Origin of the sequence: Paenibacillus sp. FSL R10-2778, from assembly GCF_038593035.1 — a bacterium.
Classification (GTDB): domain Bacteria; phylum Bacillota; class Bacilli; order Paenibacillales; family Paenibacillaceae; genus Paenibacillus_AQ; species Paenibacillus_AQ odorifer.
Window position 1 is genome coordinate 5,796,993 of the sequence record NZ_CP151956.1, and the last position, 24,575, is coordinate 5,821,567.

The 24,575-nt window shown below is 45.4% G+C and carries 22 protein-coding genes and 1 riboswitch; of the genes, 6 read left to right on the forward strand and 16 right to left on the reverse strand.

The features are described from left to right. Positions 1-229: 229 nt before the first annotated feature. Positions 230-1,132 carry a LysR family transcriptional regulator gene (locus NST40_RS25985; RefSeq protein WP_038573173.1) on the forward strand — a complete coding sequence of 301 codons (903 nt, stop codon included), beginning with the start codon at positions 230-232 and terminating at the stop codon, positions 1,130-1,132. A 71-nt stretch (positions 1,133-1,203) separates the two neighbouring features. After that, positions 1,204-2,013 (forward strand): histidinol-phosphatase, encoded by an 810-nt coding sequence (locus NST40_RS25990; protein WP_076277566.1) that lies wholly within the window; start codon positions 1,204-1,206, stop codon positions 2,011-2,013. Between the two features lie 143 nt (positions 2,014-2,156). Here NST40_RS25990 and NST40_RS25995 read toward each other — a convergent pair whose 3' ends face one another. The 7 genes from NST40_RS25995 to NST40_RS26025 all read right to left on the reverse strand — a co-directional run bounded on the left by NST40_RS25995 (position 2,157) and on the right by NST40_RS26025 (position 8,962). Further along, positions 2,157-2,888, reverse strand: a complete 732-nt coding sequence (locus tag NST40_RS25995) for an NADPH-dependent oxidoreductase (RefSeq protein ID WP_254857065.1) — start codon at positions 2,886-2,888, stop codon at positions 2,157-2,159. Positions 2,889-3,097: 209 nt separating this feature from the next. Beyond that, the gene (locus tag NST40_RS26000; protein WP_076184756.1) at positions 3,098-3,640 is read right to left on the reverse strand and encodes a GNAT family N-acetyltransferase; all 543 of its coding nucleotides are present in this window, start codon (positions 3,638-3,640) and stop codon (positions 3,098-3,100) included. A 38-nt stretch (positions 3,641-3,678) separates the two neighbouring features. After that, positions 3,679-4,608, reverse strand: coding sequence for a metallophosphoesterase (locus tag NST40_RS26005; protein ID WP_081392550.1), 930 nt, complete (start codon positions 4,606-4,608; stop codon positions 3,679-3,681). Positions 4,609-4,665: 57 nt separating this feature from the next. Further along, positions 4,666-5,457 carry a DUF3891 family protein gene (locus tag NST40_RS26010; RefSeq protein ID WP_342410131.1) on the reverse strand — a complete coding sequence of 264 codons (792 nt, stop codon included), beginning with the start codon at positions 5,455-5,457 and terminating at the stop codon, positions 4,666-4,668. Positions 5,458-5,668: 211 nt separating this feature from the next. Next, positions 5,669-6,433: a succinate dehydrogenase iron-sulfur subunit gene (gene sdhB, locus NST40_RS26015; protein ID WP_036679800.1), complete on the reverse strand. Its 765-nt coding sequence runs from the start codon at positions 6,431-6,433 to the stop codon at positions 5,669-5,671. Positions 6,434-6,508: 75 nt separating this feature from the next. Next, positions 6,509-8,251, reverse strand: a complete 1,743-nt coding sequence (sdhA, locus tag NST40_RS26020) for a succinate dehydrogenase flavoprotein subunit (RefSeq protein WP_076127961.1) — start codon at positions 8,249-8,251, stop codon at positions 6,509-6,511. Between the two features lie 45 nt (positions 8,252-8,296). After that, on the reverse strand, positions 8,297-8,962 hold the full coding sequence (locus NST40_RS26025) for a succinate dehydrogenase cytochrome b558 subunit (protein ID WP_036679804.1): 666 nt from the start codon (positions 8,960-8,962) through the stop codon (positions 8,297-8,299). 402 nt (positions 8,963-9,364) lie between these two features. Between NST40_RS26025 and NST40_RS26030 the strand changes: the two genes are divergently transcribed. Then, positions 9,365-10,267 carry a LysR family transcriptional regulator gene (locus tag NST40_RS26030; protein ID WP_036679806.1) on the forward strand — a complete coding sequence of 301 codons (903 nt, stop codon included), beginning with the start codon at positions 9,365-9,367 and terminating at the stop codon, positions 10,265-10,267. A 537-nt stretch (positions 10,268-10,804) separates the two neighbouring features. Here NST40_RS26030 and NST40_RS26035 read toward each other — a convergent pair. After that, positions 10,805-11,476: a TrkA family potassium uptake protein gene (locus NST40_RS26035; RefSeq protein WP_036679808.1), complete on the reverse strand. Its 672-nt coding sequence runs from the start codon at positions 11,474-11,476 to the stop codon at positions 10,805-10,807. A 13-nt stretch (positions 11,477-11,489) separates the two neighbouring features. Further along, positions 11,490-12,848 carry a TrkH family potassium uptake protein gene (locus NST40_RS26040; RefSeq protein ID WP_249267754.1) on the reverse strand — a complete coding sequence of 453 codons (1,359 nt, stop codon included), beginning with the start codon at positions 12,846-12,848 and terminating at the stop codon, positions 11,490-11,492. 64 nt (positions 12,849-12,912) lie between these two features. Beyond that, positions 12,913-13,088: riboswitch (cyclic di-AMP (ydaO/yuaA leader) on the reverse strand. Positions 13,089-13,408: 320 nt separating this feature from the next. Between NST40_RS26040 and NST40_RS26045 the strand changes: the two genes are divergently transcribed. Further along, positions 13,409-15,085 carry a CPBP family intramembrane glutamic endopeptidase gene (locus NST40_RS26045; RefSeq protein ID WP_342410132.1) on the forward strand — a complete coding sequence of 559 codons (1,677 nt, stop codon included), beginning with the start codon at positions 13,409-13,411 and terminating at the stop codon, positions 15,083-15,085. 88 nt (positions 15,086-15,173) lie between these two features. Here NST40_RS26045 and uvrC read toward each other — a convergent pair whose 3' ends face one another. Next, the gene (gene uvrC, locus NST40_RS26050) at positions 15,174-17,126 is read right to left on the reverse strand and encodes an excinuclease ABC subunit UvrC (RefSeq protein ID WP_282580007.1); all 1,953 of its coding nucleotides are present in this window, start codon (positions 17,124-17,126) and stop codon (positions 15,174-15,176) included. Positions 17,127-17,247: 121 nt separating this feature from the next. After that, positions 17,248-17,565, reverse strand: a complete 318-nt coding sequence (gene trxA / locus NST40_RS26055; protein ID WP_036679814.1) for a thioredoxin — start codon at positions 17,563-17,565, stop codon at positions 17,248-17,250. Between the two features lie 354 nt (positions 17,566-17,919). Between trxA and NST40_RS26060 the strand changes: the two genes are divergently transcribed. Then, positions 17,920-18,078: a YqzM family protein gene (locus NST40_RS26060; protein ID WP_094902239.1), complete on the forward strand. Its 159-nt coding sequence runs from the start codon at positions 17,920-17,922 to the stop codon at positions 18,076-18,078. Between the two features lie 424 nt (positions 18,079-18,502). Here the strand turns inward: NST40_RS26060 and dnaI are convergent, their stop codons facing one another. The 3 genes from dnaI to NST40_RS26075 form a co-directional block, all read right to left on the reverse strand. Next, entirely contained in the window at positions 18,503-19,459 is a 957-nt protein-coding gene (dnaI, locus tag NST40_RS26065) for a primosomal protein DnaI (protein ID WP_342410133.1), read from the reverse strand. A gap of 18 nt (positions 19,460-19,477) precedes the next feature. Continuing rightward, complete coding sequence (locus NST40_RS26070) at positions 19,478-21,016, reverse strand: DnaD domain protein (RefSeq protein WP_076184760.1); 1,539 nt, start codon at positions 21,014-21,016, stop codon at positions 19,478-19,480. A 240-nt stretch (positions 21,017-21,256) separates the two neighbouring features. Beyond that, positions 21,257-21,553: a YuiB family protein gene (locus NST40_RS26075; RefSeq protein WP_036685224.1), complete on the reverse strand. Its 297-nt coding sequence runs from the start codon at positions 21,551-21,553 to the stop codon at positions 21,257-21,259. Between the two features lie 439 nt (positions 21,554-21,992). On the opposite strand from NST40_RS26075, the gene hemQ reads away from it, so the two are divergent. Next, entirely contained in the window at positions 21,993-22,751 is a 759-nt protein-coding gene (gene hemQ, locus NST40_RS26080; protein ID WP_342410134.1) for a hydrogen peroxide-dependent heme synthase, read from the forward strand. Between the two features lie 67 nt (positions 22,752-22,818). On the opposite strand, the gene NST40_RS26085 is transcribed toward hemQ, so the two are convergent. Then, on the reverse strand, positions 22,819-23,097 hold the full coding sequence (locus NST40_RS26085; protein ID WP_076218133.1) for a hypothetical protein: 279 nt from the start codon (positions 23,095-23,097) through the stop codon (positions 22,819-22,821). 1 nt (position 23,098) lies between these two features. Continuing rightward, positions 23,099-24,292 (reverse strand): NAD(P)/FAD-dependent oxidoreductase, encoded by a 1,194-nt coding sequence (locus NST40_RS26090; protein WP_036685230.1) that lies wholly within the window; start codon positions 24,290-24,292, stop codon positions 23,099-23,101. Between the last annotated feature and the right edge of the window lie 283 nt (positions 24,293-24,575).

Here is a 24,575-nt window from a genome sequence, read left to right on the forward strand (position 1 = left end):
TGCTTTGGTCATATACCAAAAGTCCCAAGCAATATGGATATATTATACTTTATATATCGGCACAATTCAGCAAAAATTAATGCATATGTCGAATTCAAACCCAAGATAGTTTACGCAGCAACATTGCTCTGCCGGGTATTATCTCCTATAATTTAAACAAATGCCAACGTGGAACGTAAGATATTAACGCAATTACACATCCAATTCGATGGTCCAAAGGAGGTATTCCATGAACATCAGCCAGCTGGAGACACTAATAACAATTTCCAAAACGATGAGCTTTCGCAAGGCCGGAGAACTGCTTAATCTGACCCAACCAGCGGTTTCAGCACAGATTAAGAGCCTTGAAGAAGAGTTCAAGACTCAGCTGGTTGACCGAAACCAGCCTGTTACATTAACGGATAGAGGGACTGTCTTTCTGGAGCATGCGGAACAAATAGTGAGGATTGTCGAGGAACTTAAGGAACGGCTTGCAGATCTTGATGAAAATCCCCAAGGTCATATAGTTTTAGGCACAACTACCTCAATCGCTATTCAAATTTTACCGCGTATTCTATCTTATTTTAAAGACCAGTTCCCCCATATCAAAACATCAATTTCCTCTATGTCCTCATCACAAATTTATCAGCATGTCGAAAACGGCATTGTTGATGTCGGCATCGGTTATTTAATTGGACGTAGCCCGGGCATGTCTACTTCCATTTTGTATTATGATACCTTCGAACTGGTGGTCTCTCCCAGACACCCTCTCGCTCAAGTGAAGACCGCTGGGATAGAAGCCTTAAGCAAAACCCCGCTCATTCTGCTCTCACCAGACACAGTGGGCCGTAAATTTGCGGATGAGGTTCTGAACAAACATGGCATTCAACCTCAGGTCATTATGGAGCTGACCAGCAGCGAGGAAGTGAAACGGATGGTCGAGCTCGATTTGGGCGCCGCCATTATTTCCAAGCAGTCAGTTACCGCTGAGGTTCGAGCCGGCACTCTCAAAATTGTGCCAATTATTGAGTTGGAGGTCACGCATCCTGTTGGTGTGATCACGAAATCAGGAAAATACGTAAACTCTGCTATGAGGCAGTTCCTAAGCGATCTTAAAGGCATGCCAGAAACCCAATTTATCGGGTCTGAATAAATCCCACCCACAAAGTGGAACCGATTACTTCTGAGCTGATTGCATAACCTTGTTTAAAGGAGATGTTCTTGATGAAATTTGATTTACACACCCATCATTTCCGCTGTGGCCATGCTGACGGAACGATTAGAGATTATATCGAAGCTGGGATTGCCGCTGGATTGGGCGTTATAGGTATTTCCGATCATACTCCCTATTTCGGAGATCCATCCGATCAGGCTTTTCCCAAAATCGCAATGGCTAAATCCGAATTTGCTAATTATGTAGATGATGTTCTCTCCCTCAAAAAAGAGTACGAAGGCGTTATCGACGTCCTGTTAGGCATCGAATCAGATTACTTCCCCGAACATGCTGAGATATACCGCAAGACATTATCCGCCTACCCTTTTGATTATGTGATTGGATCGGTACATAGTGTTGGTGGTATCAGCATTTTTAACAAAGGGCGCTGGAAAAACCTTAGCAAAAATGAGAAGATCCGCGTGAAGTCTGAATATTACCGGTTGATTGCTGATTCCGCACGCAGTGGTATGTTCCAAATACTCGGGCATATTGATGCGATGAAGGGGAATTATCCTGCTTTTTCCGAAATTCCTGCACCTCAGCCGATTGACGATTGTCTGCGTGTAATTAGTGAATGTGGCGTGGCCATCGAAATCAATACCTCAGGCGGAACTAAGCTGGTCGGCGGCTGGTATCCCTCTGAAGATATTCTGGAGCGGGCACTACATTTTGGCGTAGAGGTTAGTTTCGGTTCGGATGCACATAAGCCTTCCCGGGTCGCCGAGGATCGGGATACGGTAGCTGCACAGCTCAAAGCAATAGGCTTTACACACTGGGTTTATTACAAGCAGCGCCAAAAAGTCAAAGTTTCTCTGTAATCAAGCATAAACGCCTTCAACGTCCCTATAAGGACGGTAAGCGTTAAAGCGAGAAATTAAATAATGCACCAAGTGTTATTGGTTTAGGGGCAGGGTTCACCCTCCGTTAAACCAATCTCAGCTTGGTGCATTTTTTTGTTTATTTACAGATTATCACAGCTAAAACCTTGTTGTTTCAGCGTACTTTTCGCATCTCCATATTCCGGGTTGATCTCATAAAAATGAGCAATCGTACTGGTCCAATCTCTCTCCGTCATCCCCTGCTGCTGCAAGAATTCACGGTGGGTTTGATTATATGCCTCCAGGAGGCCTTGTACATCCGGATTGTATTGCTCCTCATGAAATATAGCTTCCAGCGGCAGCCGCGGCTTCTGAGAAACCTCCTCCGCTGGGTATCCCACGCAGAGACCGACGACAGGGAATACGTACTCCGGCAGCTTCAGCAGTTCAATCACACCCGCTGTGTTGCGGCGTACACCTCCAATAGGAATGATGCCCAGTCCCATGGATTCCGCCGCTGCAATCGCGTTAGACAATGAGATTCCCACATCTGTAGCTCCAACCAAAAGTGCATCCACATCTTTTACGGCTTCAAAAGACTTGCCTTCCAGCTCACTAGCTACTTTAGCTCTATAAAAATCCATGCAAAACACCAAAAAAACCGGTGCTGCCGCTACATGCTTCTGATTTCCGCACAAAACTGAAAGCTGCTGCTTACGCGCAGGATCTTTGATGGCGATTATCGATACCTGCTGTCCATGAACCCATGACGGTGCGGCTTGAGCCGATTCAATCATTGTTTGTAGCTTCTCTGGCTCCACAGGCTGGTTTGAATATTGCCGGAAAGAACGATGATTTTTTAATGTTTGTACCACTTCATTCAAAATGTTACGCCTCCTTGGTCATTCCACTCCATAGTATGTTAATCATAAACGATCGGATTCGGTACTGCCAATCACTTACGCTACTCTTTTCAAACAAAAAAATGGACCCGAATCATCGGGTCCCAAAGCAGTATATTTTTAAAAGGGGGTCATGTACTTAGTTTAACCGCACACTGTTAGAGTTTGATAACGGCATTATTTCATTTGTGTAACAATGTGAATACTTTCATTACATCGTCCAAGGAGCCGACTTTGGGCATCACCCGCTCCAGCTTCATACCGTTCTTGAGCATCACACGTTCCGATCTAATATTATCTCCTGTGCAGCGTCCTTCGATCCTTGTTATCCCAAGGGTATGAACACTATAGTTCAAAAACAAACCCACGGCCTCCGTCGCCAGCCCGCATCCCCACCATGCCGGGTCCAGCATATATCCTAAGGTAGCTGTGCCCTCACGGCGGTTCCAATTCTGCAAAGCCACTATACCGATTAACCGCTGCTGCCCCTTTAAATAGATCCCGGCATGCAGCGCACAAGGATCGAAGGCAAATAACATCCGGTTTACCAGCTTCTCCACCTGGGCAGATACTGATCCAGGGCCGGAGCGTACTAGAATATGGCGCTGCACATCTGGATGGGAGAGCAGCTGCCGCAAAGCTAAAACATCCTCAGGCATGATCAGCCTCAGATCTACCGCTAAACCATGTTGTGTCTCTAACAACACTGCTCCATAGGTGCTCATCTTCTCTCCCCTTCCGTGCAGCTAAAATTCCAGCCTAATCAGCTCATGGACCGATGCAGCGTCAGAACCGTTAATTCTGGCCTACACAATAACCGAAAAGGCATGTATGTCTCTCCAAACCCTCTATTCACATACACAGGCATGGCTTTGTCTTCTGTATAATACAATCCATTTATGTATTTAAGAGATCCATAAGGTGTAAATGGCGCACCTATAAAGGGCAGGCGAATTTGTCCGCCATGACTGTGCCCGGAAAGCTGTAGATCAAATGAATAGGCCTGTGCGGTATCCGCATAATCCGGCTCATGCATCAAAAGAACGTTAAAGGTTCCTTCAGGAACACCAGTAATTGCTTTCGCTGGGTCGGGTTTACCGTGTAACAGATCATCCAGACCCGTAACCGCCATGACTGCCCCGCCTCTTTTTAGAAGGTAGGATTTATTCCTTAGCACCCGGAAGCCCGCAGACTCCAGCAGCTCGGTAACCAGCTGGGTATTCTTGTAATCATGATTGCCTAATATCGCAAATTTACCCAATGGCGCACTTAACGCTGCCAGCACCGGTACGGCTTCAACAAGATCCTCAGGATCGCTGTCCACAATGTCACCCGTGAAGCAAATAAGATCCGGTTCAGCTTTACTTATATGTTTAGCGAGCCGGGCCAGATCCCTGGCATCCTTATTAAATCCGAGATGCGTATCACTGAAATGAACAAGCTTCATCCCTGAAAAAGCGGAAGGAAGCTCCTTGAAGCGCAAGTCCAGCTTAGTGACCTCAATCCAGTTTGGCTCCCCCTGCCATGCATATCCGCTTGTAAGCAATCCTGCGCCGATTACAGCAGCCGCACCCCGAGTCAGGAACTGCCGGCGGGTAATTGTAGACTCGCCACCAGAATGCCCCTTAGAGGTGTCCTTGTGGATCTTATCGCCATTCTTATTGGGAGAAGCCCCAGACGATTGTATCTTCATAGGGAGATTCTCCTTTCTTTACCTTTTCCCCGAAAAACAGATGGTCCAAATAATAACTTATATATTATTCCGGGCAGTTAGAACAATCCGGCATTCTTCTTCCGGAGTTTCGCTGTAAGCGCGTGCAATCCCTTTTTTTGCGATTTCTGATTTTTCAACTCGTCTCAGCATAAATGCTACTTCCAGCGTTTTTTCAAAAGGAAACGGTTCAAGCATTAACGTTGACTTATCCTGCCACTCCGCTGTGATAACACGACCTGACGTAAAACTGAAATCTTCAGTACCTGAGAACCCTTCACGCCACCATGGATGCTCCTCTGATTTCGGACACCCTGGCTCATTTAAGGCCAAATACAAGGACAGATCATCGCAGAATTCTAAAAGGCGGGCATCATAATACAGCTCATCTTCCCCAATAGGCTTGGTAGCTTCAAGTTCCCGATGGATACGTGCTCTGCGTTCCTCTTCATGTTCTTGATATAACGTTAGTTCTGGATAATCGAGTCCCGCAATCTTAATAAGCCGCTCAAAATGCAAGCTGCACAGCAACGCTCCGTACGGTGTGTGTTCCTCGATCTCATCTAATCCACGCTTATAAAAGGTCAACTTAGGCACTACAGGAAAATCAATAAAGGTGTAGGGTGCTTGCTCCGCATCATTCCAGAAAGGGGTCTCATCCAGATCAATCCAGCCCCTATCATGCTGTGCTACTGCCCACAGTACCTCTTCCCGGCGTCCTTCAGTTGGCACATGCTGCTCTTTGAACCCAATGGCCAGCTCTCCGGCAAGTTTCCCGTGATCATGCTGCTTAACCATTACAATTGCTCCATCTTGCTCCCGACAAATCACGATTATTCCTCCTTGTTCCACAGCTAACATTACGTTAACAATGGATATTATAGCATAAATTGGTCAATGTTCTGAACCTGCTCCAGCCCTGCAAGACTTTCCCGCCACAAGCAGATAAGAGAGTCATAACAACATAAAAAAAGCTACCCCCCAGCGAATGGAATCCACTTTGAGGATAGCTCAATAGATAAACATTTGGCGGTACTATTAATTACACACCTAACCAACGTTTGAACATATGCTTCGTTGTTTGCTTGTTAATTTCTGCAATGGATGTCGTAAGAGGTATCCCCTTTGGACAAGCGCGTACACAGTTCTGTGAGTTACCACAGCCATCGATCCCGCCATCCTCCATCAGAGCATCCAATCTTTCGTCAGCGTTCATTTCACCTGTAGGATGAGCATTGAACAGACGTACTTGAGAAATGGCTGCCGGTCCGATGAAATCCGTCTTTTCGTTGACATTCGGGCAAGCCTCCAAACATACGCCACAGGTCATACATTTGGATAATTCATAGGCCCACTGCCGTTTTTTCTCCGGCATCCGCGGTCCCGGTCCAAGATCGTACGTACCGTCAATCGGTATCCATGCTTTCACCCGTTTTAGCGCATTGAACATCCGGGTACGGTCAATGACTAAGTCACGCACCACCGGAAATGTCTTCATAGGCTCAATGCGTACAGGCTGCTCCAGATTGTCTATAAGTGCAGCGCAGGCTTGGCGGGGTTTGCCATTAATCACCATGGAGCAAGCTCCGCACACTTCTTCTAAACAGTTGGAATCCCAGCATACGGGAACTGTGCTGTCACCTTTGGCATTCACAGGGTTACGCTGAATTTCCATCAAAGCACTGATCACATTCATACCTGGACGATAAGGAAGTTCAAATTCCTCGACATACGATGAACTTTGTGGATCGTCCTGGCGGGTGATGATAAACTTTACGTTTTTGGGAGCTGCAGCTGTTTCCGCCATAATGGTTCCCTCCTAAAATTGCCTGATTTTATTTCATGAAGCTTGCCTCGCAAGCTATTCTGTTACTGGAAAGCATTAATCCTTCGAATAATCGCGTACCCGTGGAGGAATCAGCGAGACATCCACTTCGTCGTAGGAGATTTGTGGACCCTCTGCAGTCCAGGCTGCTTTTGTGGTCTTCAGGAACTCCTCATCATTACGATTCGGGAATTCCGGTTTGTAATGTGCACCACGGCTCTCATTGCGCATAAGCGCTCCAAGTGTCATCGCTTCGGACAGCTCCAGCATATTCCAGAGCTGGCGAGTGAAGGCCACACCTTGGTTATTCCAGCGCGATGCATCATTCATATTGATCTTGCGATAACGCTCCTTAAGCTCTTTGATTTTGCCAATGGTCGCTTCCAGCTTCGGATTGTGCCGCACCACGGTCATATTAGCGGTCATCCATTCGCCCAGTTCCTTGTGGATCACATAAGCATTCTCTGTCCCTGACATTGCCAATAGAGACTCATATTTGTCCGTTTGCTTTTTGTGGAAGCTATCGAATACGGAAGAAGAGATATCCTGCGATGATTTCTTCAGGCCTTTAATGTATTCAACAGCCTTTGGTCCTGCGACCATACCGCCGTAAATAGCAGATACCAGAGAGTTGGCGCCTAGACGGTTCGCTCCGTGATATTGATATTCACATTCTCCGGCTGCAAAAAGACCCGGAACGTTCGTCATTTGATTGTAATCAACCCACATGCCGCCCATAGAATAGTGCACAGCCGGGAAGATCTTCATTGGTATTTTACGGGGATCATCCCCCATGAATTTTTCGTAAATTTCAATAATCCCGCCAAGCTTCACGTCCAGCTCTTTCGGATCCTTGTGAGAGAGGTCCAAATACACCATGTTCTCGCCATTAATGCCCAGCCCTTGATCCACACACACATTAAAAATTTCACGTGTAGCAATATCGCGCGGCACCAAGTTACCGTAGGACGGATATTTTTCTTCGAGGAAATACCACGGCTTCCCGTCTTTATAAGTCCAGATACGGCCGCCCTCGCCACGTGCCGATTCCGACATCAGGCGGAGCTTGTCATCTCCCGGAATAGCCGTTGGGTGAATCTGGATAAATTCTCCGTTGGCATAATGTACGCCCTGTTGGTATACCGCACTTGCGGCTGTCCCTGTATTAATTACGGAGTTCGTTGTTTTGCCAAAAATAATACCCGGCCCGCCGCTTGCTAAAATAACAGCATCCGCAGGAAAAGTCTCAATCTCCATCGTCTTAAGATTCTGGGCACTGATGCCGCGGCATACACCTTCGTCGTCGATGATAGCTGAAAGGAACTCCCAGTTCTCGCGTTTAGTTACGAGACCTTCAGCTTCCCAGCGGCGCACCTGCTCATCCAACGCGTACAGCAGCTGTTGGCCTGTAGTCGCGCCGGCAAAAGCTGTACGGTGCCGCTTCGTTCCGCCGAAACGACGGAAGTCGAGCAGACCTTCCGGTGTGCGGTTGAACATAACGCCCATCCGGTCCATAAGGTGAATGATACCAGGCGCAGCTTCACACATCGCCTTAACCGGCGGCTGATTCGCCAAAAAGTCACCGCCATAGACGGTGTCGTCAAAATGCTCCCAAGGGGAGTCGCCCTCACCTTTGGTATTTACAGCGCCATTGATGCCGCCTTGCGCACATACGGAGTGTGATCTTTTTACAGGAACTAATGAGAATAAATGGACATGCGCACCGGCTTCCGCTGCCTTGATGGTAGCCATCAGGCCGGCCAGGCCGCCGCCCACGATAATGATATCGGATGTTGCCATGATAGTTCACTCCTTTTATCGAAAATATCAGAAAGGATTCTTAAATTAAATGAAGGTCTTTATGGACTGGGCAATGGTTGCTGCGGTTTGAAATTCACTGTCACGGAAAGTAACCAGCGAAATCAGGAACATGAAAGTTACTAATACAAATATGCCAAGACAGAGGTAAGAAGATACCCGCTGTGCACGTGGACCTACGGTAATTCCCCAGCTGATCAAGAAAGACCAGAGACCGTTCGAGAAGTGGAAGCATGCAGCAACGATACCGATAATATACAGTGTCAGCAGAAGTGGCTGAGTCACGATATCATGCATCAGACCGCCTAATTCTTCGTGCTCCACATTACCCACCGCCACCTGAACCCGTGTTTGGAACAAGTGCCAGACGATAAAGATGAAGGTAACAATACCTGTAATCCGTTGCAGGGTATAACGCCAGTTTCTTTCAATGTTGAAACGGTTCAAGTTCGGCTTGGATTGATACGCAATATAAAGTCCGTATACCCCATGGTACAGCAGAGGAAGCCATATACCGAACAATTCCAGGAAGAAGACGAGCGGCAGGCTGTTCAGCCATAACACGCTGTCAGTGAAACCGGAAGCGCCACCCTCTACAGCCGCAAAATTCGTCATCATGTGCTCAATGAAGAAGGCTCCAAGTGGGATAACGCCTAGCAAGGAATGAATCTTTCTGGAATAAAATCCTTTCATACAAAGTAACCCCTTTCCGATTAAAACAGCGTTTTCATTAATGGGTATTCACCGCCGGAACTACATTTGACACAGGATAACGTTGACAATCCAATGACATAATTCCTTAATTTACCGTTATCCTAGAGTTTACCGGACTTAGTTTTATTTTTCACAAAATGTGAATATCTTGTGTCACTTTTCATGTTACTCTTTTTTCGCTTATAAGGGAATTGCAATCTAATTATTAAACGTTATACAATAAACGCATAAGAATAGATTTTATATGATAATAATTCTCATTTAGCAAAACAACATTTTCCGACATAACCTGATTTTCCTTATGTAATAAGAACAGTTACTCTTACGGCTATGAATTTCATCACTACTGATCGTACATCGCATTAGGAGAGGAACTCAATTATGTTTGACGATTTAGATGTTTTTGCAGCAGTTGTGGAACATTCCAGCTTAAACCGGGCCTCACGCCAGCTCAATCTATCCCAGCCCGCCTTGTCTCGCAAAATTTCTAAACTCGAGGAACGTCTGGGGGTCGCACTGTTTAATCGTTATGGCAAACGACTGGAGTTAACCGAGGTTGGGCGTCTCACTTATTCCTATGCGCTTGAACAACGGCAGCAGCGTTCGAAGTTTCTGGAGGCTCTTTCCAAATTCAAAGAGGGGGAGCCAAGGCTTGTCACCTTGGGGGCTAGTCTTACCTCCCTGCAGACCACGCTTCCGCCGCTGGTAAACGCTTATATGGACAAATATCCGACCGCAGAGCTGAAGCTGATCACAGGCCGAACGCATGAGATCGTATCCTCAGTTAGTGAGGGAAAATCAGATGTAGGTCTGATCGCTTCCTCTATTCAAGAACCCGGGTTGCGCTGCATTTCTCTATTTGAGGATCAACTGCGACTAGTCGTCTCAGAGCAGCATCCTTTAAATTTATCTTCCAAGCTAACCATGGATAATCTATCCCGGCTGCCTATGATTCTCTTCTCAAAGGGGACCTGGTACCGGCGTCTGACGGACGATCTATTCCAGCGCTGCGGGATTGATCCCGATGTGCGCATGGAGATTGACTCCTTCGAAGCCATCGTACGGCTGCTTCCGACTGTCAAAGCGGCTGCGTTGCTGCCAAAGTCTTATCTGCGTCCAGAGCTGCTGAACGGCGGCGGGCTGGTGTCCTTACATATCAAGGAGCTGGAACAGACTCAACGGACCACCTGCCTGATCTACCGTGACGATGGAAGCATGAGCACGGCGGCTCGCAGTCTGGTGCAAGTTACCGAAGAGATGTTTCTGACAGAACGTGAGCAGTAAAGCCGGACCAAATGAATCAGGGGGCGCACCTAGTGATCTCCAAATGAGGCAATAAGTGAAGCACTTATAGCGTAATTAGGGAATTTCTCCCTGAAGTTCAGAGATTTCTGTTCAGCAGACTTAAAATTAGGGAAAACTTCCCTAATTTTCGGCCGATTCAGTAACTAATAAAGGAATCCCTCTGTTTATTAGGGAGGAATTCCCTAATGTCGTTCATTTAGAGCGAATAGCGGCTATTTTCAGGGAGTTTTTCCCCAACTAGTTTAAAACCCACTCTGTACATCGCACAAACAAAGAACACATATCGCTTTACGCCACACATATTTCACCGTCACAGATACCACAAATCATCTAATTGCAAGCCGTACGATAACCACACCTAGCAAGTCGCGCACCGACCAAACCAACATTATAGAACACTACGCATGGTCCATAGTCATATGGCATATTAAAATCCAATACGTTTCCTACTCTTTACTCCATAAAAAAGAAGCTGCCCCCAAGTAGAATTCACTACTTTTGAGTCAGCTTCTTTTCCTATGATTCTTGGTTCACAACTTCACTCTCAAAACGGTCAATACTTTCATTAGGACCAATGAGTACCATAACATCGCCTTCACTTAAATAATCATGGGCAGTTGGAGCGACGATTATTCCGCTTTCCCTATTTAGGGCAACAATACTGCAGCCATATTTAGCTCTTGTATTTAAATCAGACAAGCTTCTGCCGTTCATGCAGGACGGTACGGTCAGCTCGACAATTTTATAATCCTTGGACAGTTCAATATAATCCAGCAAATTGGGCGTCACCAGCTGATGTGCCACACGAATCCCCATATCCCGCTCCGGAAAAATAACCCGATCAACCCCCAGCCGCGACAGTGCGCGGCCATGAAGGATAGAGATTGCCTTAGCCACCACTTGCTTGACTCCAATCTCCTTCAACAAAATGGCCGCCAGAATGCTTCTCTCCATATTGTCACCAATCGCAACAATCCCACAATCAAAGTTCCGTACACCAAGCGAGCGCATAATTCCCTCATCTGTAGCATCTGCTACTACCGTATGCGTCAGCTGATCGCTCATTTCCTCCACGCGTTCTTCATGGTGGTCAATGCCGAGCACCTCGTAGCCCATTTCCATCAGCTCAAGCGCCAGGCTTGAACCGAAGCGACCTAAGCCGATTACTACAAATTGCTGTGCTTTCATTTCTAATTAACTCCTATCCAATAATTATTTTACCTTCCGGATACTTATACAGTGGTTTACCCTGTTTGGGACCGAGTGCATACGCTAAGGTTAGTGGACCTAGCCGACCTGCAAACATCGTCAGACAGAGTAGAATCTTACCGATCGCTGACAGTTCCGGAGTTAGCCCCATAGTCAGTCCTACCGTAGCAAAGGCGGAGGTCGTCTCAAACAAGATTGCCAAGAAATTACTGTCTTCAGTTGTGGAGAGTATCATCGACACAGAGGCGATTAACAACAAAGCCAGCAGCGTGATCGTTAATGCCTTGTAGATGCGCTCCTGAGCCAGCCGATAACGGAACAACACAACATCTTCCCGTCCACGCAGCATAGCAATTACAGCACCAATCATCATCGTAAAGGTTGTTGTCTTAATCCCCCCGCCCGTTGAGCCCGGAGAAGCACCAATAAACATAAGAATCACTATAAAAAATTGTGTAGCCTGCCGAAGTCCAGCAATATCTACTGTGTTCGCGCCAGCCGTACGGGGAGACACGGATTGAAAGAAGGCCGATAATATTTTACCGCCGAAATTCAGTGAACCCAGGGTACGAGTGTTAGTAAACTCAAATATAAAAATAACCAAAGCTCCGATCAGAATCAGCCCTGTACTGGTGGACAGGACAACTTTACTATGTAGAGACAGCCTGCGGGTTACCCGAAACTCCACCAGATCTGACATTACAATAAAACCAATCCCGCCGGAGACAATCAGAAACATCACAATAATATTCACAAGCGGATCATATACATAATCAGTTAAACTGCGAAAATCCCCAAAAATATCGAACCCCGCATTATTAAACATAGACACCGCATGAAATATGCCATAATAAATCGCTTTTCCCAACGGCATATCAAAAGCCCAGCGAATAGACAGCAGCACAGCGGCACAGCCTTCTATGACAAGAGAATATATGAGGACTCTCCGGATCAGTCGCACAATTCCTTCCATAGAGCCTTGATTCATGGCTTCCTGTAGGATTAGCCTGTCCCGCAAAGATATTTTACGCTTTAACACCAGTGAAAATAGAGTGGCCATGGTCATAAAACCTAAGCCGCCGATCTGGATCAGAATCATAATTACGGTTTTCCCAAAAATCGTGAACGAAGTTCCGGTATCCAGCACAACAAGCCCTGTAACACAGGTTGCCGACGTTGAAGTAAATAATGCATCAATAAATTCCACGGAATTCCCGCTTGTGCTTGAGATGGGCAGCATAAGCAGCAGGGCCCCTATCAGAATGATCGATGCAAAACCAAGCACCAGTATCTGCGGCGGCGAGAGCTTCAGAAACTTAAATTCAGAAATCCTGCGAAACTGTGAAGCCACTTTGCTCACCTTCTTATCAAAAATTCCAACAAAAAAAGCACTGGAAAACCAATGCTGACTTGGTTCCTGCAGTAAATTAGCCTACGAGGTTAGCTGTCGGATTCGGACTGTGCAGGCTGCCCTATTCGTTCCCAGAACGAAATTCACCCCTGATGAAAGTGCCATTTATCGTGTACACTCCACTTTTCATCACTTCTTATGGTTCCCCCGTTTTCACCAGAAATTCGGCTACTATACAATTGCATACAAATTATATACGTTATTTAGTGAATTCACAAAGACACAATTAATGCTCATTCACATGAAAAAATGCGGTTTAAAGAGACTGCATCAAAAGGAGTGCCTTTTCTCATCACTTTTCCGTGTTTTCCCTGCAATTACACCGATTCTCATCATTCGTGCAGAAATGAACACGATAAAATTCATGGTATAAATTCACATGACTATTCTATACTATCTCTATTACCCATAAAAAGAACATATAATGTTTTTTGTAACCAACCAGGCACTAATACTATAATGGAACATAACATTGTCAGTACATAACAAGGAGGCGTTACATGAATCCCGTCGGCCAGCCCTTACAGCAACGTGCCCTCTCCAAGAGGCTCATCATCTCGGGCATTATCGGTCTTATTCTATTTATTATGTTTCAGATTTCCCCTTCACTGCTTAGTAGCCCTACAGGTGAAGATACCACCGTCATTAGCAAGGCAGAAGCCCGTGACCAAGCCATATTATTTGCAGAACAAAAGCTCAACTACACCGAAGCACCAAACGATCAATGGAATGTACTTTACCAGACGGACTCTTCCTTTTATGGCTATATGTCTCGCGAGAAGCTTGTGGAGGACTACACCAAGAAAAAATTGGATCAAAAATATCCTTTTGATGTCTTTCGGGCAACGCTTACTCCTTCAGCGGAGCAAGAGCCGCAAATCATCGTTGACCTCAATATGTATACCGGTAAGATTGTCGCTTTCTCAAAGGCTGCAAAAGTTACCTCCGAAGAGGGGTTAGGCATCGCTTCCGTTGGTGCAAAAGAGGACAAGGGAGCTGACCTCACTCTAGCGCAGAAGGAGAATCTTGCTCGTCCTTGGCTTCAGGAATGGGAAGTAAATCCTGCCAAGCTACAAATTGAATCGAATACAGGAAGCCATGGGCTAGTGTATACGGATAGTACTGTTCAGGTCGGCGAATCCTTATTGCACTATTATTTTGATTTCAGTGGAGAGCAGGTATCCAGCTTTAATGCCGGATTCACTGCACCGGCTTGGCATACCTCCTACGTACAAGGACAGACCTCTTTAGCGGAAAAGCTAACATTATTCGGTTACGGTATACCCACACTGATTTTAGGAATTCTGGCACTCGTCTACAGTATTCTTAGAAGAGAGCATACTTCCTTTAAACGTGGAGTATTCCTAAGCTCAGCCTATTTTGTAATCATGATGATCAGCACCTATAATATGCTTCCTGAATCAACGGGCGAAGGGCTAGAAGCACAGATTACCTCTGTCATTATGTTTATCATTTATGCTTTGTACAGCCTGCTGATGTCCTCCTTGCTCTACTTCTCTTTAGTGGGCGGCAATGGCCTATGGCGAAAAGAGGAAGGCATGAACCCTTGGCCCCGCGCCAAAGAGCCCGGCTACGGACAATATGTGTTGGACAGTATCCGGGCTGGATACATCTGGGCTTTCGTTCTGCTAGGGGTGCAGACGGTTATGTTCATCATATTATCGTTTACCTTGCACAATTGGTCTACTACAGACGCCACCCAATCTCCTTATAACATGAGATATGCTTGGCTTCTGCCTATCGTCGCATGGCTCGCTGGTTTATCTGAGGAAGCCATTTATCGCTTTTTCGGAATTCCTATGCTGAAAAAGGTGTTCCGGAACACTTTTATCGCTTGCTTGATCACCACGCTGGTTTGGGCGTTTGGCCATACGTTATATCCGATCTATCCCATCAGCTCCCGTCCCATTGAGCTGACTGTAATCGGGCTGCTGTTCAGCTATATTTTCCTTCGTTACGGGTTTATTGCTGTCATGTTCAGCCACGTCGTGTTTGACAGCATCCTGATGGGCGCTACGCTGATCTTTATGAAGGAGAGCGTAAATGTAGGCGCGGGTATCTTCGCGATTATTATGCCGTTCATAGTCGCTTACATCGTCTATCGATTTAATCCACCACAGAAGCCTAAGCCGGTGGAGCCTTCTTCTTTGATTTAAACTAATGTGAAGACGTAATGAAATTAAAAAAGGGCATCAAAGCCGTTTTAGTCGCTGCTTTGATACCCTTTTTCTTTTGTCACCATTGCTATGAGGTTGGCTCTTCATCCTTGAGCGCATCAAGAATTTGTTTTGCCAGCTTTTCTCCAATAGAAAGTGTACGGAAATCATCCACGGAGGCTTCTTTAATTTTCTTAAGCGATCCGAAATGCTTTAGCAGCGCTTTACGGCGCTTCTCACCTATACCAGGTATAGAGTCCAGCTTGGAGGTAACCATGGACTTCCCGCGCTGTTCACGGTGGAAGGTGATCGCGAACCTATGGACCTCATCCTGAATCCGCTGCAAAAGGTAAAATTCCTGACTGTCCCGGGCTAGCGCGACAGGCTCTGGCGGATCTCCAACCAAAAGCTGAGCCGTCTTATGCTTATCATCCTTAACAAGGCCGCAGACCGGAATGAATAATCCCAGCTCATTCTCCAGAATATCAATAGCAGAGGAGATTTGCCCTTTCCCTCCATCGACCACGATAAGATCCGGTATCGGAAGATTCTCCTTCAATACCCGCTCATATCGCCGCCGAATGACCTCGCGCATCGTTCCATAATCATCCGCACCCACCACCGTACGAACCTTATATTTACGGTACTCTTTTCGTGCAGGCTTGCCATCAATGAAGACAACCATCGCTGAGACCGGATTAGTCCCCTGAATGTTCGAGTTATCGAACGCCTCAATACGGCTCAAGCGTTCAAGCCCCAAGCTCTCGCCTAAGCTGATCGCTGCTCCAGAGGTACGCTCTTCATCCCGTTCAATCAGCCGGAATTTCTCGTCGATAGCCACTCTTGCATTTTGACAAGCCATGCCAACCATCTGCTTCTTAAGACCGCGTTGTGGCACAAGCACCTTAATGCCCAGCCACTCCTGCAGAATGGAGGCGCCGCCAGCGGCATCCACGATCCCTGCTGCCGCAGCTTCCTCCGCCGCCGTCGCACGTGCCTCAGCCTCTTCAGCCGATTCAGGAGTATCTTCACCCTGTTGTAAATCCGCTTCTGCTGGAGCAGCTATGGCGATCTCGGGTTTAGTCTCTTTATTAGCCAGAGACTCCTCATCGAGCACATCCGGCAGCAGGATCTCCTGCGGCAAAGCGGGATTATCACTATAATACTGCGTCACATAAGACATAAAGTCACTGTAGGCTTCACCATAGAACGGGAACACGGAGGAATGGCGCTGAATCATCTTCCCTTGTCTCATGTACAGAATCTGTACACACATCCATCCCTTGTCTACAGCATAACCAAATACATCCCGGTCCTTAGTATCTGTAGTGTTGATCTTCTGCTTCTCCATTAATGCATCGATATGGATAATCTGATCCCGCAGTTCCTTCGCCCGCTCAAAATATAATTCCTCAGCAGCTTCCTGCATTTTTTGCTGTAAATCCTTTTTGACCGCCTCATGACCTCCGCCTAGAAAAGCAGCGATGTCCTGCGTAATCTGCTCATACTCGGATTTCTGAACCTCCTTCTCACACGGTGCCAAACACTGGCCCATGTGATAGTAAAGACAGACCTCCTTTGGCATCACGCCGCATTTACGAAGCGGGTACATACGATCTAGGAGCTTTTTTGTCTGCTGAGCAGCATAAGCATTAGGATAAGGGCCAAAATATTTTGCTTTATCTTTAATCACCCGGCGTGTAACCTCAAGGCGCGGGTGAGTTTCATTCGTTATTTTTATATAAGGAAACGTCTTGTCGTCTTTCAAAAGCACATTATAACGCGGCATATGTTTCTTAATCAGATTACACTCTAGAATGAGCGCTTCCATGTTACTGGACGTAACGATATATTCGAAATCAGCAATATTAGCGACAAGCCGCTGCGTTTTACCATTATGACTGCCTGTAAAATAAGACCGCACCCGATTCTTAAGTACCTTCGCTTTGCCCACATAAATAATAGTGCCTTCCTGATTCTTCATCAGATAGCAGCCAGGCAGATCGGGTAGTAGTGCCAGTTTATTGCGGATATTGTCCAAAATGATCCCCTCCAGCTAAATTGGACCCATGATTAGTTGGCATTCAGCACACAAAACGCCTCCGGAATGAACCGAAGGCGCTGAGTGGCAGGGCCGAGGCCCGAACAGTAGCATCTATCAATTATTGATGTTTTGCTACGATATTTTTCAGGGATTCTTTGGAGTTCAGTCCCACAACTTTATCTACCGGTTGACCATCTTTGAAGAAGATCAGAGTTGGGATACTCATAACACCAAAACGGGAAGCCGTTTCCGGATTCTCATCCACATTCAATTTTGCAATTTTCACATCGTCTCCGAGCTCTGTGGACAATTCATCCAAGATTGGAGCGAGCATTTTACAAGGACCACACCAAGGAGCCCAGAAGTCTACTACTACAGTACCTTGACCTTCCACTTCGTTACTGAAGGATTGGTCAGACACGTTCACGATAGCCATGATATTGTTCCTCCTTTAAGTTTTGCGAAGCATTACGCACATCTTAAGCCAAAGCTTAGTTCATGGAAGCTGCTCCGAAATATGAGTTAATAAATTGTTTCATGTAATATGATAACCAAATTACCACTTACCGACACATTACAAGTATAACATATCTTTATGGGATATGTGAAATATCACTCGCAATTATATTGCCTTCAATGTATTTTTTTTGCGTACTCTTTTCTTTACAACCTCCCCAGCATTTCGGTATACTTAAAGAAAGCGCATTAATTGTCAATGACTTATTTCATAAACAAATGTCAATTTGCATCTAATAATACAGGGCTTTGTCCCTGTAAGGAGGCAGAAACTATGGATGTTAACGCGCAAGTACGGGACCCACGAGAACATATCAACGAAGAACCCCGCAATGATCTTGGGGATTTAATGACCGGATTTTTCGGAATGACCACGTTTATGACGGTTGTCTTTTTCGGAATGGTCATCCTTAAGTTTATTCTCTCGGAGTAAAGGAATCATCGCACAATAAAAAGAAGCTGTCTCAAAAGTAGTGAATGCTACTTATGGGGCAGCTTCTTTTTTTGAGAATAATGAGGGAAAACCTCCCTGATTATAGCCGATATTTGCTATAAATCAACGGAATCAGGGAATTCCTCCCTAATAATCGGGAGAATATCTGTTTTCGCTGACGAATCAGTTCATTTTTAGGGAGACTTTCCTTAATTATCGATCAGATTCAGTATGCCCGCCAGATGCTGCAACCCGAAAGTGTGTTTGAACAAGTGAAAAACAATCAGGACTTAAGGAGATCCTGCTTCGTAGCAGGGAGAAAGCGGCGTTTGAGTTCGAATAACTAAAAAAACGAAGAGCAGCGATCCTCCAATAAAAGGGGGATCACTGCTCTTTTGAATTTTACATTATGAATATTCCAGGCTTATCTATTGGCCCCTCTTTGATTTTCCCCATGCAGTGGAAGAACATCCACAAAAGGAGCAATGCGATCCATTAGTCGTTGGCCTTTATAGACCTCTTCACCATCTTTGCTCGTAAAGCTAAGATGTTTCTCCAAGCCATCCAACGGATAATTCGAGGTGTAGAAGGTTGGTTTGCGGTTCATCCGATAATTCAAGATCGCCCCAAGTACATGATCACGAGCCCAAGGATTCAAATTTTCCGCACCAATGTCATCAAAAATAAGTAAATCGCAGTTTTTCATCGTATCAACAGTTTCCTTCATCTTCTGGCCATCCATCATGATCGATTTCAAGTCCTCTATAAAGTCTGGCATGTATACGATCACTCCGGTATATCCAGCAACAGCAAGCTCATGCAGTAAATAACACATCAAAAAAGTTTTGCCTGTTCCGAAAGAGCCATGTAAATAAATGCCGCGTGAAGTCAGGCCTTCCTCTTTAACATTCGTGATATAATCAAATATTTTATTCACAGCCGAGACCCGGCGCGGGTCTTTGCCCATAATATCTATCTCATCATAACCGCCGTTAAGTACACGCTCGTCCACATAAAAGCTACGAATACGTTTGTGGATGTTATCCTGATTATCTTGTGCCACTTTAAGCCGGCATGCCGTCTTGCGTTCATATAGATCCACTGAACCATTCACAGTTTCTACCGTTAGTTTACTATAATGGCCAGGAAAATCATTTGGACACTTCTCTAGTCCTGGGCAGTTCGCACAGTTTCGGCTTTCCTCTACATATTGATACAGGCGACTCATATGAAGCCGCAGTCGTGATTCGTCCAGTTCAGGATGTTCGGACTGTAATGCCTTCACAAGTGGATGATTGAATAACCCCTGTTCAAGATCGCGTTGACGCTGCCGTAGAGTTGGATTGTTGATCGAACGAAGTACATCGCCCATTGACTCCATTGTTCCACCTCTCTTTCATTAAGGCGTTTGCGATACGCCTTTTTTCTTACTGGCTTTAATTTCTGCCGCTTTCTTCATCATCGCCGCGAATTCCTCTTCCGATACTGTTCCGGCACTTCCATCATCCAGCACAATCGGAATTTCCGGTTTATTGGATCGGCCTGTATTTTTGGCATAAGAACGTGATCGTGTTCCTCCAGCCGTATTAGCCGTTGTCCCCTTGCCCTTTACTTTGGACTGATCTCTAATATATCTTACAGCCTTCTCGTAGGTGTTCACTTGTTTAACCAGCATATTGGAGGCGATAGCCTCTACAAAATTGCGGTTCATCCGCTGTTCTCCACCCGAGGCTACCATAGTCATTAAATAATGAATGAGTACATTAATTACTTCACCGCTCAGCTTATAGTTCAGATCTATTTTCTCGAACATATCCATCAGATGGCTGGGTACTGCACCCGGGAAAAAGGTTTGTAGCAGTCTTGTATAAGGTTCGTTCCGCAGCATCATATTATATTGGTGAATGTCACACTTGGACAAAAATTGTGGCGGTACTTCTACATAAAACTCCATCTCAACAGATTGCTCTGGTGGTGCTATAGAATCATCATTCTCTTCGGTCGCACTGGACCGGATAGAAACAACTTTCGCAGCTGCAATTTCACGTTTTTCCTGTCGTTTCATATCTTGCCTGAAATGTTGGCTCGCTTTATATTGCAACGCATCCAGCATGACCTCGCCCTCCGGTGAGAACACTCCATCCTCATCCAGCAAACGACATAAATCCTGCGGACTCAGTTCGTATTTATGAGCAACATAGTTAATTACGCCCATTTGAGTATGGTCAAAGCGCAGTTTTTCTACATGAGCCCGATTCACAGACTCCCGTGGAAAACGCAAAATAATGTCACTATATCCGATTGCCTGCTCTCCGGATTCAAGCGTGCCGGGCTGTCGAACAGAGGCTACCTCTGCCAAAGCTTGCTCCAGCTCATAATCAATGACATGTGTATTAAGTTGAAAAATATCATAAAAAGGCACGGAAATATTCTCTTTGCCTATAGATCTGCGACTCCACTCTTCCGGCTCGCGATTCCAGAACTGTTCCCGTAAGGACAGCACAGCAAATTTGCCAATTTTATCACGTAACAGCAAGGTTAAATGCTGAGTGGCAAAAAAGTCGGCTGGCGATAGCGGCGGCATTAGCTCATATTCATATAAATAATCATCTGTTTCCGGCACATAGATTCGACAGGTCTGCAACAGACCCACTGCTTCTAACCGGGAAGCCTGATCAATTAAATATTTGCGGCCTTTCTCATTGGGTTCAACACCCAAAGTCATAAATAGCCTGCGCTGTTGCTCCACTCCAGAATAGCCAATGCTATCTGCTGGCACATGTTCAACCAGCAAGCGATAGAAACTGATTGCAAAGGCTCCTACCATAGGTTGATATACAGAGCTAAGCATACGTCCATCTATAACACTAAGACCAAATTCGCGGGAAACGCAGTACCGATGATGTTCGGTGAAATGATGTAAGTTACTCATCCGCATCTACGGATACCCCCTTGTTTACACGAATTCATACAGGATTCTATTCTATCACAAATTAACATAGCGAAAATGTAAATAAAATCCCAATTTCGACTCTTTTCGCAATATAATCAACTTCTTCTTACGAATATCTACCTCTATTAAACAAGAAGAAACGGCTTCGCCGTCCTCTAAAGAGGAAGGTATCCCGTTTCTCGCAGAAATATAAGACTGATTCATAACATAGGCTCTTTCAAATCTTTAAAACATCTTGTAACCGCCAAAGCGCAGCTTTTGAATGGTCCATCCACTAAGTATAGCACCTGCAAGACCAGCGACACCTGTAAGATAATCAACAAAGTGGAAACTGGAGAGATGCTCCCAGAGCGACATCGCGTTTCTATCCCAAATAGAATAGATTACGACGGGTAGAATAATAAGTACGAATAGATAAGCGGGAAACCAGGTTGTCTTCATTAACATGTTAAGAATAAAGCCGATACCAAACATCATCACAAAGAATAAAACGGCTAGGATAAACACTGGAATAAATCCCATCTTACCGTCTCCACCCCTTTCTATAAAGAAGCGCACATCTTTTACAAGCTAGTAGTAAGTTTACTAGAAAAAATGTCACGAAGCAATGAACTTTATTCAAATTCACGCACTAATTCGCACACTTACAGGATGCCTCCGTTTGCTCTTGGCGGCTTGATTGCGATACAATGCAAGTAGATTAATCAGATCATACATAGCCTATGAAGCAGATGCTTCGTAAGACTAAGTTTATGCTTCAATTGCGAGTTTTACGCGATGTTATTTTGGGCGAGGCTTATGCTTCGTAAAACTAAGCGTATGCTTTCGAAGCAAGTTTTACGCGATGTTATTTCAACGAGGCTTATGCTTCGTAAAACTAAGCGTATGCTTTCGAAGCAAGTTTTACGCGATGTTATTTCAGCGAGGCTTATGCTTCGTAAAACTTTTAAGGAGTGAGATCATGATCGAAGCCGCTTTGACACTGGAAGGCTGGTATGCACTGCATGACTTCCGCTCTCTGAACTGGACCGCTTGGACGGCAGCAGATGATGAAGAACGTGCCGTTGCCCTGGAAGAACTACATGCTTTTATGCAGGAATGGAGCCCTGTTGAGGAAGCTAAAGAAGGCAGCACCGCAGTATACTCCATAGTGGGCCAAAAGGCCGATTTTGTAATGATGTTTTTGCGCGAAAGCCTAGAAGCTTTGAACCAGCTTGAGACCGCCTTTAACAAAATCGCTTTTGCTCAATATACAACCAAAGCTTATTCATATGTAAGTATTGTTGAATTAAGCAACTACGCTGCTGGTGGCAGTGGCAGCGACGGCAGCGACCCTATGCAGAATCCGCATGTTGCCGCACGTCTAAAGCCTATTTTACCGCAAGCGAAACACATCTGTTTCTATCCTATGAACAAAAAACGCGAGCTTGCCGATAACTGGTACATGCTTGATATGGACACACGCCGGGAGCTCATGGCTTCACACGGGTTAATTGGACGTTCATATGCAGGTAAAGTGAAGCAAATTATTACCGGCTCCGTCGGTTTTGATGACTGGGAATGGGGCGTGACTCTGTTCGCTGAAGATGCACTGCAATTCAAAAAGCTGGTATACGAAATGCGTTTTGACGAAGTAAGTGCCCGCTACGGCGAATTCGGACCTTTTTATGTCGGCAATCTGCTGACTGAAGAATCTTTTGAAGAAATGCTCAAGCTGTAACAACAAAAAAAGGGTGTGTCTCCAGTTCGCATGGAGACACACCCTTTTTAACTGCCATATTATTAGATTAAGACACCGAAGTTCCTGGATCCTCGTCTTCGTTATCCTCATCATCTTCACGTAAACTTTCCAGATATTCAGCCGTGGCCCGATCCCGAGCGCGCCCTTTATCCTTCAGGCGTTCGATACCAGGGAGAATGAGCAGATCAATTTCCTTCTGAACGATATAAGCCAGATCATACTGGTTCTGATCCTCCAGATAAGATCCAACCTCTATCAGTCCGTTATAACGGTCCAATTCTTCACGAGTCAGCAGTCCGCGTACCTGTACGCTGCAATGGCGCATCTTATAAGAATCTTCCTTTTTTCAGAACCAGCGGAATTCCGCCGATAATGAACAAGTAGCGCATATCTACAACTTTTTTCAACTGAGCTGCAGTCCAGCCCTTGTAAGTTTTGCTGCCTACTACAGCGATTCCTTGGCCTTTGCCTAGGGAAGCTACGGTTCCTTTATTGCTGAATGCGAATTTCTTCGGCTGTTGATTGCGGATTGCCGCCACCAAATTATGCGCACAGCATTCACCCTGCTGCATAGCAATTTGAGCGGTTGGCGGGTAAGGGCGTCCTTCCGGATTAATCATAAGGGAGCCATCACCAATAATGAAGATATTCTCTTGGCCCGGTGCACGTAGATATTCATCTACCTTCACGCGCCCACGCATAGCTTCAAATCCGGCAGCCTCAATAAGACGATTGCCACGGATTCCGCCTGTCCAAATAATTGTGGAGGCTTTGATTTCTTCGCCTGATGCCAGAATTACCCCGTTTGGCAGACACTCCTTGATCGCAACACCCATCTTGAAGGTAACTCCCTTTTTGGTGAGCAAGTCCATCGCATACTCGACAAGCTCAGGAGCAAAACCAGGCAGTGCTGTCGGAGCAGCCTCTACGTTATATATATTAACCATACTTGGATCAACGTCATATTCTTTACACAGTCCAGGGATACGGTCAGCTAATTCAGCTACAAATTCGATACCGCTAAAGCCGGCACCACCGACAACAAAATTAATATGCTCCTGAGCATTGTTCTCGTTCTTGTACTTAGCGAATTGATATTCAATATGCTCGCGAATTAAACGAACGGAATTGATGCTCCGGATTGTCAGTGCGTATTTATCAAGTCCAGGAATACCAAATGTTTCAGGCTCTCCACCTAAAGCAATGACAAGATAATCGTACGATAGGGTACCATCCTCCAAAATAATCTTTTTCTGCTGAGTACGAATTTCCTGAACAGATGACTTCACGAGGTCGATCTTGAATTCATCGATTAGTTTCGAAATGGACACCCGAGTGTGTTCAATACTGTCCGTACCCGCCGCAGGCATATGTAGATGGGTAGTAAAATAGTGGTACTCGTGACGGTTTACAAGCGTGACATCCGCTTCATTATAATTCAAAGCCTTCTGCAAGCGCTGTGCGGTCAAAATACCCCCATAGCCCGCGCCTAAGATAACGATTTTGGGAATACTACTCATGTTCCGGCTCCTTCCAAGAGGTAAATCTGTCTTTGTATTTTTTATTGAAACAATGTACGGTCCTTTTTGTGAATTTATACACTTATATTTAGAAGAAATTCCAATCAAACTTGAAGCATTTCTAAATTGACCATATCCATTGTAAACCTTAGTGTAGCATTAATCAAACATTAAAATACTAAAAAACGTCACACTTTTATTGACTTCTAAAGTCTTTCTTTGCAGGTATGTGTCACAATGATTATAATAAGTAGGTACACAAGTATGGCAAAATGAATATATC